Source organism: Abyssibacter sp., from assembly GCF_964229365.1.
GTDB lineage: Bacteria > Pseudomonadota > Gammaproteobacteria > Nevskiales > OUC007 > Abyssibacter.
In genome coordinates this window covers 44,180-55,744 of the sequence record NZ_CAXRDQ010000090.1, presented here as the reverse complement: position 1 = coordinate 55,744, position 11,565 = coordinate 44,180, and the positions used below count along the sequence as shown (strand labels likewise).

Here is an 11,565-nt window from a genome sequence, read left to right as displayed (position 1 = left end):
TCTGGATAATTCACCGCGACGATGTTGGCCATCGCTGCGCCGGCAGAGATGCCGGTGATGTAGGTCCGGGCCGGGTCGACATCGTAGGCCTGCGCGATGGTGTCGGCGATGCCGGCGATAATCGAGGGTTCCTCGCTGTCGCGTCGCTGTTGATTCGGCAAGAACCAGTTCCAGCAACCGCTGCCGTTGGCATCGGTGCTCTGCTCCGGGTAGGCGACCAGGAATGTATCCGTTTCGGCGTACCGGTTGAATCGCGACCAGCGCGCTTCCTCATCGGCGCTCGAGTTGCAGCCATGTAAATCCACGATCAACGGGTGCGGTCCGGCGCCGATCGCACCGGCGGGCACAAACAGCTTGTAGCTGCGAGTGCCGGCGTTGTTGCTGTAACTGAAGCGTTCAAAGCTGGCCCCGCCGGGTGCTAGTGCGGGCACCCCAGCATCCGAGGTCTCGCCCGGTGCGTCTGGTGAGCAGGCGCTGATCAACGTAAGCAGAGCCGTTCCCCACAGCATGGCTGGGCGCATGCTCAGAACTCCTGGGCGAACTGCAGGTAGAGCAGGCGCGGTTGACGCTGACTGCCCACGATCACGCCTTCGAACACGTCGCCATGACGAATGTGTGTAACGGTGTTCGTGAGGTTCTCGCCGATGAGGCGGACCGACCAGCCGCGGACGTCGTCGCGGAAGCCTAAGTCCGCCTTGTAGCGGGTATACGAGCCCTGGCGCTTTGCCTCATCCAGATCAACATCGAGCAGCTGGCTGGCTTCGTACTCCATGGTGACGCCTGCGGTTAGCGTCATGCTGCCGAGGACGTTGAATGGGGTATTGGCGCGTAGCGACAGCGCACCGGACCAACGCGGCGCGAATGGGAACGCCTTGCCAGACTGGTTGCAACGCGGATTGTCCGGATCGCCATCGTCAGGGTCGCTTTGACCGACCGGGCATTCACCGTCCAGGAACTTGACGAACTCGGTGTCGAGAACACCGAGGCTGGCATTGACGGTCAACCAGTCGTTGGCCAGCCAGAGAAAGTCGGCTTCGATACCTTGTGACAGCGCCTCCTCGGCGTTGACGACCCGGGAGGTGCCAAGGCCGATGGTGCCGGGAGGATTCTCGCGAATCAGCACCTGGAAGTTCTCGGCAGTCTGGCGGAAGAACGAGATATTCAGGTTGGCGGTGCGATCAAACAGCCACAGTTTGAAATCCAGGCCGATGTTTTCGGCGGTCTCGTCCTCGAACACGAGATCATCATCCTCGAAGCCGGCATCCGATGTGCCCTCGCGAAAGGCGAAGGCGTTGAAGCCGCCACCCTTGAAGCCTTTTTCCCAGTGCAAAAAGGACGAGAACGCATCAGTGGGTTGCCAGTTCAGCGAAACCTTGGGTTGGAAATTGCTCTCGCTGCGCTGACGTGTGGCTGTGAACTCTTCTGCGCCGACCAGCGACAACACGACGGACGTTGGTGTGGTGAACGACACGTCCCAGTAGCCTTGCTTGTCTTCGCGGGTATAGCGGCCGCCCAATTCCACTGCCCAGGCCGGCGTGAACTGCCATTTGCCGTGGGCGTAGACCGATACCGCCTTGGCGGTTTGCTCGAAGAACTGATTCATCTCTTCGAAACCGGCGATATCGCTGGTGGTGTCGATCGGCAGTGCCCCCACCAGCCCGGCCAGACTGTTGGGGTCGATCACGCCAGCCTGGCCGTCTAGCGCCGCGGCCTGGAGCAAATCCGCGAAGGGCAGGGTGTTCAGGCCGAAAATGAACTCGCTGTCCAGAATCTGACGCTGGCTCCAGGTGATACCGGCCAGAAAGTCGCTTTCGCCCAGGGCACCAAGCCCGAACAGGCCTGACAGCGGCGGTGCCGTTAGCCGGAACTCGCCATACCGCATGGGTGAGTGATCACCGCCGCTACCGTTGAGCGCTTCCGCTGGGGTGAAGTCGGTGTCCAACGACAGTGTTTGATCCATCACTGCGTGCGCGCCAATGGTGGTGAGTGACCAATCGCCCAGGTCCATGTCCCATTGGCCCCGGTAGCGACGGATGGAGATCTCGCGGAAGTCTGGTAGATCCAGCGACGCGACCCAGTTGCCGGCGATGACGTCCGCTTCCGGGTCATACCGACGCATGGCAGCGGTAAAGTTGGGGCCGACCTGAATGGTCTCCAGCGCTGCTCCTCCATCGAACAGCTCGTAAGACTCCGCCGCCAGAGTGAGCCGCGTTCCGAACAGGTCTTCAAACGCGACCGTCGCCCGCAGGCCGGTGCGATCGCGAGATTTCAGCCAAGGGTCGGCCGCATCGACAACTTTCGCGGTGGTGTTGCGCACGAACCCATCCCGGCGATCCAGCAGGCCCGCAACGCGCACATTGATGCCGTCGGCCAGCGGTCCACCGAAGGCGGCTTCGACGCGGTGACGCTCAAGCTCCCCGAACTCCACTGTGAGCGCGCCTTCGGGCTCCGGCGTTGGTGGGTTCGAGATCAGGTGGATCAGCCCGGCCGTCGTGTTCTTTCCGAAGCTGGTGCCCTGCGGGCCGCGCAGAACTTCCATGCGCTGCAGGTCGAACAGGGCCGCGAGAAAGTACGGAATCCGCGTATGCGGAACGCCGTCAATCGCCATGCCCACCGGCGGCTCAAAGCTCTTGTTGTTGTTATTGAAGGTGAAGCCGCGGATGCGGGGCGCTGCGAAAAAACCCGCCGCATCAATCGACGCGTTGGGCACCATGCCTAGCGCTTCGCTGATATCAGAAACGCCTTGCTCCTTGAGAAAATCCCCGGTCAGGGCCGTCATGGAGATGGGCACGTCCTGGATGGCCTGTTCACGCTTTTGTGCGGTGACGACGATTTCTTCCAATTGCCGGTTCGGACGCTTGCGCGGCTCCGCAGTTTCGACGGGCGGCACCGGGATGGTTTCAAGCTCGTCCGGCGGTGTGTCGGCATCTGTACCGGGGGCGTCAGGCGCTCGTGCGTCTGATTCGGAGCTCTGAGATTGACGTTCGGGCTCGTTGTCGCCGAACAGCGCGTCGAGCTCGTCGCTACCTTGTGAGATGCCGGTGCCGGAGACAAACGCGAGCATCAACATCGCTACGATGCGGTGCCAAGGCGATGGCTGAGTCATGTCCGTTGCTCCGGTCGGGTACCGGACACGCCGAGTACCCGCAAGGCGTACTCCACGTAGATGTCGCTGATCCCATCGCCATCCAGTTCGAAATCTGGCGTGTACCAGTGAGCGACACGCAGTCCCATACCGCCGATAACGGCCACCGCCAGCCATTCATGCGGCACTTGGAACACACCGGATTGGACGCCTTTGCGCACGACCTCCGCGAGCATGGCTTCGGTGTTTGCACGCAATGCCAGAACCGGTGAGCCCGCCTCGGTCGATAGGGCGTGGAGTTCGGTGTTGGAGACCGCCGCGAGCATCGGATAGTCGGTGTGCATGCGGACATGCGCTCGTACCGCTGCAGAGAGTTGCGCAATGCACTCGTCCGGCGCGGCGTTGAGCGCCGAGCGGATGCGGCGGTTGTGCTCCTCGTGACCGAAGCGCAGCAATTCAAGAAGCAACTGCTCCTTGGACGCGTAGTGCGAGTAGATCGAAGCTGCCTTCATCCCAACTTCGTTGGCGATGTCGCGCATCGACGCGCCCTCGAAGCCGTGCTCGGCAAACAGGCGCAGGGCCACGACCAGGATGTTCTGCCGGGTGTCACTGGTGGCCAGCCCCGGGGGCAGATAGGGGCGATCCGCCGCCATCCGCCGCGTCACCTTCTTCGTCATTGTGCTCTCCTCACGCGGCAGATCTGAGTCGTCCGCCGTCGCGAGCGCAGTGTCGCTAACTAACGATCGTAAGGCAAGCGGCCGATGCCACAGCCGTTGCGATACGCCACATTTGCGGCAGGCGTTCTTGAGTTGCCGACGCCGGCGCGGATCAGCCCAACGGCGCTAACAGCGCGCGCAGGCTGTCGGCGTCGAATAGCCGGCGACCCCGCCGCGATGGGAGTAGGTGGGGCGGCAGGTATGAAGAGTCAGGCCGCGATAGAACTCGGTGACACCCACTGTTTAGGTGGCCCGACTGGCGTTGTAGCGGGTGGTCTGGACGCGTGGGCAGTGGTTCCAGCGGCCACTGCGGCGCCCGGTGCGGGGCTCTCAGGTGTGACCCTGTCGCCGTCGATTCGGGCAAGGCAAATGCTTGGTGTTCCGGAAAAGGTTCGTGCGACGACGGGGGGCCAGGACGCGTTGCGGGCACCCTACGATGCCCGCAACGCGTCACGATCATGTCGCCATTCAGGTCCGCAGGTCGAACCGATCGGCGTTCATCACCTTGGTCCAGGCCGCGACGAAGTCATGGACGAACTTCCGCTGGTTGTCGTCCTGCGCGTAGACCTCGGCGTAGGCGCGCAGGATCGAGTTGGACCCGAACACCAGATCGACTTTCGATGCTGTCCACTTCCGGTCGCCTGTCTGGCGGTCGACCAGTTCGTACAGACCGTGATCGACCGGTTTCCATTGGTAGGCCATGTCGGTCAGGTGGACGAAGAAGTCGTTCGTCAACATCCCGGCACGATCGGTGAACACGCCGTGGTCGGTGCCGCCGTGGTTGGTGTCCAGCACACGCAGGCCGCCCACGAGTACGGTCATTTCAGGGGCGGTCAGGCCCATGAGCTGGGTGCGGTCGAGCAGCAGTTCTTCGGCGCAGGAGAGGAACTCCGGCTTCTTTAACCAGTTGCGATAGCCGTCGGCGATGGGTTCCAGCACCTCGAAGGCCTCGACATCGGTCTGCTCGGCGGTGGCGTCGCCACGTCCTGGGGCGAACGGGACGTCGATGTCGACTCCGGCCGCCTTGGCTGCCTGCGCCACACCGACATTGCCGGCCAGCACGATCACGTCGGCCACACTGGCACCGGTCTCGGTGGCGATGGCGTCCAATACCGGCAACACGCGGTCCAGGCGTTCGGGCTCGTTGCCAGCCCAGTGTCGTGCCGGTGCCAGGCGAATGCGCGCACCATTGGCGCCGCCGCGCATGTCCGAGCCGCGGTAAGTCCTGGCGCTGTCCCAGGCGGTGCAGACCAGTTCGCTGATGCTTAGTCCGCTGGCCACGATCTTCGCCTTGACGGCACTGACATCGTAGTCGGTGCTGCCGGCTGGAACCGGGTCCTGCCAGATCAGGTCTTCCTGTGGCACATCGGGTCCGATGTAGCGGGTTTTCGGCCCCATGTCGCGGTGGGTCAGCTTGAACCAGGCCCGGGCGAAGGCATCGGAGAATTCCTCGGGGTTCTGGTAGTAGCGCTCGGCGATCTTGCGGTACGCGGGGTCCATTTTCATGGCCATGTCGGCGTCCGTCATGATCGGATTGCGGCGGATCGACGGGTCCTCGGCATCGATCGGCTTGTCTTCTTCCTTGATGTTGATCGGCTCCCACTGCCAGGCACCGGCCGGGCTTTTCTTCAGCGCCCAGTCGTAGTTCAGCAGCAGGTGGAAATAGCCGTTGTCCCACTGCGTCGGGTTCGTGGTCCAGGCACCCTCGATGCCGCTGGTGACGGCATCGCTACCGATGCCGCGCCCGGTCTTGTTGAGCCAGCCCAGGCCCTGATCCTCGGTGCCGGCGGCTTCCGGGTCGGGGCCGAGCAGGGCCGCATCGCCATTGCCATGGCATTTGCCCACCGTGTGTCCACCGGCGGTCAGGGCCACGGTTTCCTCGTCGTTCATGGCCATGCGGGCGAAGGTGTCGCGCACGTCTTTGGCCGTTTTCAGCGGATCAGGATTGCCATCCACGCCTTCGGGGTTGACGTAGATCAGCCCCATCATCACTGCGGCCAGTGGGTTCTCCAGATCGCGTTCGCCGGAGTACCGGCTGTGCGGGTTCTCGGTCGGTGCCAGCCATTCTTTCTCGGCGCCCCAGTAGACGTCCTTCTCCGGGTGCCAGATATCGGCCCGGCCGAACGCGAAGCCGAAGGTCTTCAGGCCCATGGATTCATAGGCGATGGTGCCGGCCAGAATGATCAGATCGGCCCAGCTGATCTGGTTGCCGTATTTTTTCTTGATCGGCCACAACAGCCGTCGCGCCTTGTCCAGGTTGACGTTGTCGGGCCAGGAATTCAGCGGCGCGAAGCGCTGGTTGCCGGTCGCGCCGCCGCCGCGGCCATCCGCCGTGCGGTAAGACCCGGCGGCGTGCCAAGCCATGCGGATCATCAAGCCCCCGTAGTGCCCCCAATCGGCGGGCCACCAGTCCTGGCTGTCGGCCATCAATGCGTGCAGGTCGGCCTTGAGCGCATCGAAATCCAGCGACTTGACCGTTTCCCGATAGTCGAAAGCCAACCCCATCGGGTCGGTCTTGCTGTCGTGCTGGTGCAGGATGTCGAGGTTTAGAGCCTCGGGCCACCATCCCAGGTTCGACATGTTGGTGGAGGTTGCCCCGCCGTGCATCACCGGACATTTGCCCGAAGCACCCATTTCTTTTCCGTCCATAACCCATCTCCTTCACGCTGTGCTTATGACGTCGAGATCTTGTCTCGACGCAGCTGGGAACATGCCCGAGGACGGGCCGAATCCCAACCGCTGTACGCCCCGGCAGCAACCGGGATTGACGTCGAGAATAGTCTCGCACTAATGTCGGGTAAAGCGATTAATAGCGTATATATTGTTCGTAATAATCGAACACTGGGCCAACATGAAACGACTGCCGACACTCAAGCAACTGGAGTACTTGGCCGCCTTGGCGGACCTCGGCCATTTCGGGCGTGCAGCCGAGCGCTGCCACGTCACGCCCTCCACGCTGAGTGCCGGCATACAGGACCTGGAGCGGGTGCTGGGCGTGCGTCTGGCAGAGCGTTCGAGGCGGCATGTGCTCATCACGCCCATCGGTCAGGCCATCGCAGTCAGGGCGCGTGAGTTGCTGCGTGATGCGGAGGACATCATGAGCCTGGCCGCGTCGGACCGGGCGCCACTGAGCGGTGATTTACGCCTTGGGGCTATTCCGACCGTCGGTCCGTTTCTGCTGCCGCGCGTTCTGGTCAAGCTGCGCAAGCAGTTTCCGGATCTTCGGCTGTTTCTGGAGGAGGGCCTCACCCACGTGCTGCTCAACCAGCTGCAAGCCGGCGAACTCGATGCCATCGTGGCCGCACTGCCCTACGATCTCGACGGCTGCGAATGCCAGATTCTGTTCGAAGACGCATTCCAGTTCGCCTGCCACGCCGATCACCCGCTCGCCAAACAGGACTCGGTGTCGGTACCAGCGCTGAGCGATGAACCCTTGATGCTGCTGGAGGAGGGCCATTGCCTGCGGGCGCAGGCCATCGAGGTGTGCAAGCTGCAGGGGGCATGGGGCCGTAACCGGTTTGAAGCCAGCAGCTTTCACACGCTGGTGCAGATGGTCGGCGCCGGGGTCGGTGTCACGCTGCTCCCCCAGTTGGCGATCGACGCCGGCATCATCGCCGGCATGGAGGTTCGCCTTGTGCCGCTGGCGGAGCCATCGCGGCGTCAGGTCGCACTGGTGTGGCGGCAGGGTTCGCCGCGCCGCGAGGAATTCTCAATGCTTGGCGCAGCCATCCGCGGTCTGACGGCCGGCGCCAACACTGAGGCGAGCGCGTAACGTAACAACCCGCCTGAACGACAACGGGCTGGCAAATCGCCAGCCCGTTGTGTGCTGTTGCGCCCGGCCGCTTGCTACTGCTTGGCGCCTTCCGGGAAAGCATTCAGCAACAGGTTGGGAGAACCCGCCGTGGCTGGACTCAGCGCGATGGTGCCGGACGTCGCATTACTGATCAGCGCGGCGGTGACATCGGCTGGTGAGAGCGAAGGTGTCTCGCCCAGAATGAGCGCCGCGGCACCGGCCACATGCGGCGTTGCCATGGATGTTCCGCTCAGGGTCGATGTGCCGGTAGTGTTGCTGTAGCTCGCCGAGACCACGTCCGTGCCCGGTGCGAAGATGTCCACGCAGGTGCCGTGATTGGAGAAGCTGGATTCATTGTCGGCGGCATCGGTCGAGCCGACTGTCACGGCATTCACCGCGGCCGCGGGCGAATGGCCACAGGCGTCTGCATTGTCGTTGCCGGCAGCCACGAGAGGCAGGATGCCGGCCGCGAACAGCGCATTGGTGGCGGCGTCGATATCCGGGTTTGATCCAGCCCCCAGGCTCATGTTGACGACGGCGGGCCGCTCGGCGTTTTCCGCAACCCATTCCATGCCGGCGATGATGCCGGAGAACGCGCCCGTACCCGCACAGCCGAGCACGCGAATCGGATGCACCGTGGCCTGCTTCGCCACGCCGTAGGTGGTGCCGACTGCCGTGCCAGATACATGCGTGCCGTGACCGTTGCAGTCCTGCCAGGCGTCCGGATCGGGCTGGTAGCCCAGCACCTCCCAGATACCGCCGAGGTTGAGTACGATCAGGGAATCGATGCCGATGGGGCCGTCATTGATGAAATTGCGTCCGGTGCCGACCCGGCCACTGAATTCAACGTGGTCCGGGTTGATGCCTGAATCGAGCACGTAAACGTGAACACCGGCGCCAGCGCTGTCCGGGTAACTGAACACGCCATCCATCGGCAGCGACAGTTCATCGATGCGATCTAGCCCGTAGGTGGGAGATGTTTGCGTCCCCGAGATGCTCACCAAGGTGTCGGGCCGAACCGACGCGATGATGGGTAGTTGCTCCAGAGCGGCAACCTGTTGTTCGGTCAACCGGGCAGCGAACCCCTTGAACACCGTGTCGTATTTCAGAAATGCCGCTTCCGCACCGATCAACGCCAAGGTGGAATCGACCGCGTTGCTGACCAGCTGAAGACCGAGCAGCGATTCGTTCAGGCGAACGACGTAGGGCTGCGGGCCGATGTCCTGGACGGTGTCGACGACTGCTGTGGTCTCGCCGGTGATCTCCGGGGAGCTCGGCGACTCGCTGCACGCGGCGAGCGAAACAGCCGCCAGCCCTGCCAGCAGCAGGCGACTGCCGGAGCCGAGATGACCGAGCAGGTTTCCCGTGTACGAACGGGTGTCGAAATCGAAGCGCATCGTGATTCCTCTGAATTGGGGGGTGACATTCCCTTGTCGACCGGAACGCTATCAGAATTGAGCTGGCTGAAATGTCCTTATTAGGACTTTGTCAGCATGAAGCCGTATTTAGGGCTCCGGTGCATAAACAAATGGTTGTAGGCCGTTCGCGCAGCTGTCGAATATCCCCTACAGCCGAGGTCATGGAACGTCCGACTGAACTCGTGGTGAAAAGTGTTCACGGTCTGACAGTGCCCCGCTGAAAACCCAGATAACGACGGGGGAGGAGACGCCAATGACGACGAAGACTTGCGCTCAGTGGGCAGCCACGCTGCTCATCGGCTTGTTTGCGATGCAGGCATCGGCCGCGCCTGGAGATCCGCTGACACCGCCGATTCAGGCGAACCTCACGCCGGGGCAAAATTACAACGTGCACGTCGATCGCGCACCGAGCGGGGAGTTCGTAGTTGGCTGGGCATACGCGCGGCCGGGTGATCTTGAATACGATGTCCGGGCGCGCGTCTACGCAGCCGATGGCACCCCGCTGAGCGGCGAGATCAACGTGATGGAGACGCCGGGGAATCAAAGCCGGTTCGACATCGCTATTGCAGACGGCGTGATGGCCGTTGCGTGGCTGGATGGCACGAATACGGGCAACGCAGTTCGTGCGCGTCGGTTCGCTTACGACGGCACGCCGTTGGAGGCGATTCAACCCGTGGGTACCGTGGAGCCACTCGGAACGGCCGCGACGCCCATGGCCGCGCTCGCAGACGGCGGTCGCCTGGCGGTGGGCTGGGTGTTCGAACGTGCAACCGCCGCCCCGCAGTCCTGCCGGTATCCCCGCCTGTTGTGCTTGAAAGCCGAAGCTTACGATCAAGAACTCCGGATGCGCTGGATGGATGACATCGCCCAGACCACGCTGGTGGGCTTGAGCCGGGCGGGCGGCGACGTGACGGTCGCAGGGATCGATGTTCTGCCATCGCCAACGGTCTTCCTGCCGGAGAATTATCCGGTCAAGCTGAGCCTGTCTGGTTTTGAAGTGACGCCTGCCGGTGATGTCGTTTACCTGTGGGCCGTTCAACTCGCCCCGGTGGGTGCGGGCATGCAGGTGTTGCAGGTGGGACGCCTCGCCACGGATCGGCGGATGCAACAGCTGCCCCAGGTTGTGGAATTGCTGCAAACATCCGGCGGGTACTACTGCCTGAGCGAGGCGCTGGATATCGACGCCACGGGCCAGGCGGTGGTGTTCTACACCGACGGCTGCGATGCGTTCGCCCGTCGGGTGCCACCCAGGGGCTTGGCCGGCCCGAAGCTGGCAGTCAACGCTACGGCAGCGCAGGTTGATCGCATCAACCCCACATTGCGGGTACAGACCGGCGACGACGGCGCGTTCTCGGCGCTTTACTCGGACACCCTGGTGCCGTTCGCAGCCGGAGCTGATCTCGCGGGTGTGGCCGCTTCTCTAGGCGGCATCACGCAATATGGTTTTGATGCCGCCTCCGATAGCACCGGGGCACTGGTGGTTGGCGGAGCTGACAGAGACGGGGTGGTGACGGTTCAGCTGTTCGAAGGGCCGTAGCCACCGCCACGCGAACCCTGACGCGGTTCGCGTGGCCTGTCGCATCGTGTCGCCGACTGGCGGGTTACTTCGCCCAGTCTTTGTAGAACGGCGGCAGGTCGTCCGGCACCTGGGCGGTGAAATCCGCCTCGCGCTTGTCCAGAAACGCCTGCACGCCTTCCCGGCCGTCCTTGCGGCTGGTGTAAAACACGGCCAGCGAGTCGATTTCGTGGGCATTGAAGGGATGCGGCTGCGCCGAGTTGCGGTAGAGCATCTGCCGGGTGAGGGCGACGGCCACCGCCGAGCGATTGCTGATCAACGACAACGCGAATGTGCGCGCCTCGGCCATCAGCTGCTCGGGTTCGTGCACCGATTTCAGCAAGCCGCCGTCCAGCGCGGTTTGCGCGTCGAGAATGTCGGCGGTGTAGCACCATTCCAAGGCTTTCTGGATGCCCACAAGACGCGGCAGAAACCAGGAGGAGCAGGCCTCCGGCACGATGCCGATGCGGCCGAAGACGAAGCCGATCCTGGCCTTGCTGGAGGCGATGCGAAAATCCATGGCCAGCGTCATCGTGGCGCCGATACCAACGGCGGCACCGTTCATCGCGGCGATGACGGGTTTGGTGCAGTTGAAGATCGACAGGGTCACGAGCCCGCCGGTATCGCGCACGCCCCGATAAATCTCGGGATCGTCGCGGCGCTCGCGGATGTCTTCCAGGGTGGGTTCCTGGTGCTCGGCCAGGCCGAAAACGTTGCCGCCGGTGGACAAATCCATGCCGGCGCAGAATGCCTTGCCGGCACCGGTCACGATAATGGCGCCGACCTCGGTGTCGTCATTCACGCGCGTGAAAAAGTCGACCAGTTCCTGGGACATTTCGACGGTGAAGGCATTCATCTGATCCGGCCGGTTCAGCGTGAGCGTGGCGATCCGGTCGGCCTTGGCGACGCTAAGCGTCTGGTAGTCGTACATGGGGTCTCCTCAACCTGCTGTTGTCTTGGTCGCCCCGGATGGTACTCGGCGATCTCGGTCGCCGTCT

General features: G+C 63.2%; 8 protein-coding genes. 2 read left to right on the top strand and 6 right to left on the bottom strand.

The features are described 5' to 3' along the window. The 4 genes from ACE1EY_RS15230 to katG all read right to left on the bottom strand — a co-directional run. The coding region (locus ACE1EY_RS15230; RefSeq protein WP_370300552.1) for a PHB depolymerase family esterase at positions 1 to 521 on the bottom strand (521 nt) is incomplete at its 3' end. 2 nt (positions 522 to 523) lie between these two features. Beyond that, a complete protein-coding gene (locus tag ACE1EY_RS15225; RefSeq protein ID WP_291514527.1) occupies positions 524 to 3,106 on the bottom strand; it encodes a TonB-dependent receptor in 2,583 nt (860 codons plus the stop codon). Continuing rightward, complete coding sequence (locus tag ACE1EY_RS15220) at positions 3,103 to 3,762, bottom strand: TetR/AcrR family transcriptional regulator (RefSeq protein WP_291514528.1); 660 nt, start codon at positions 3,760 to 3,762, stop codon at positions 3,103 to 3,105. The genes ACE1EY_RS15225 and ACE1EY_RS15220 overlap by 4 nt, the downstream gene beginning before the upstream one ends. A gap of 507 nt (positions 3,763 to 4,269) precedes the next feature. Next, entirely contained in the window at positions 4,270 to 6,450 is a 2,181-nt protein-coding gene (gene katG, locus ACE1EY_RS15215) for a catalase/peroxidase HPI (protein ID WP_370300551.1), read from the bottom strand. A gap of 202 nt (positions 6,451 to 6,652) precedes the next feature. On the opposite strand from katG, the gene ACE1EY_RS15210 reads away from it, so the two are divergent. Then, positions 6,653 to 7,573 carry a hydrogen peroxide-inducible genes activator gene (locus ACE1EY_RS15210; RefSeq protein WP_370300550.1) on the top strand — a complete coding sequence of 307 codons (921 nt, stop codon included), beginning with the start codon at positions 6,653 to 6,655 and terminating at the stop codon, positions 7,571 to 7,573. A 74-nt stretch (positions 7,574 to 7,647) separates the two neighbouring features. On the opposite strand, the gene ACE1EY_RS15205 is transcribed toward ACE1EY_RS15210, so the two are convergent. Beyond that, complete coding sequence (locus tag ACE1EY_RS15205; protein ID WP_291514530.1) at positions 7,648 to 8,991, bottom strand: S8 family peptidase; 1,344 nt, start codon at positions 8,989 to 8,991, stop codon at positions 7,648 to 7,650. Positions 8,992 to 9,265: 274 nt separating this feature from the next. Between ACE1EY_RS15205 and ACE1EY_RS15200 the strand changes: the two genes are divergently transcribed. Further along, entirely contained in the window at positions 9,266 to 10,549 is a 1,284-nt protein-coding gene (locus tag ACE1EY_RS15200) for a hypothetical protein (protein ID WP_291514531.1), read from the top strand. Positions 10,550 to 10,613: 64 nt separating this feature from the next. Here the strand turns inward: ACE1EY_RS15200 and ACE1EY_RS15195 are convergent, their stop codons facing one another. After that, complete coding sequence (locus ACE1EY_RS15195; RefSeq protein WP_370300549.1) at positions 10,614 to 11,498, bottom strand: crotonase/enoyl-CoA hydratase family protein; 885 nt, start codon at positions 11,496 to 11,498, stop codon at positions 10,614 to 10,616. Positions 11,499 to 11,565: the final 67 nt, after the last annotated feature.

Bases quoted from the DNA above. Each gene is read 5' to 3' on its own strand.
- ACE1EY_RS15220 (WP_291514528.1), bottom strand. From the start codon at position 3,762: ATGACGAAGAAGGTGACGCGGCGGATGGCGGCGGATCGCCCCTATCTG.
- ACE1EY_RS15225 (WP_291514527.1), bottom strand. From the start codon at position 3,106: ATGACTCAGCCATCGCCTTGGCACCGCATCGTAGCGATGTTGATGCTC.
- ACE1EY_RS15210 (WP_370300550.1), top strand. From the start codon at position 6,653: ATGAAACGACTGCCGACACTCAAGCAACTGGAGTACTTGGCCGCCTTG.
- ACE1EY_RS15205 (WP_291514530.1), bottom strand. From the start codon at position 8,991: ATGCGCTTCGATTTCGACACCCGTTCGTACACGGGAAACCTGCTCGGT.
- katG (WP_370300551.1), bottom strand. From the start codon at position 6,450: ATGGACGGAAAAGAAATGGGTGCTTCGGGCAAATGTCCGGTGATGCAC.
- ACE1EY_RS15195 (WP_370300549.1), bottom strand. From the start codon at position 11,498: ATGTACGACTACCAGACGCTTAGCGTCGCCAAGGCCGACCGGATCGCC.
- ACE1EY_RS15200 (WP_291514531.1), top strand. From the start codon at position 9,266: ATGACGACGAAGACTTGCGCTCAGTGGGCAGCCACGCTGCTCATCGGC.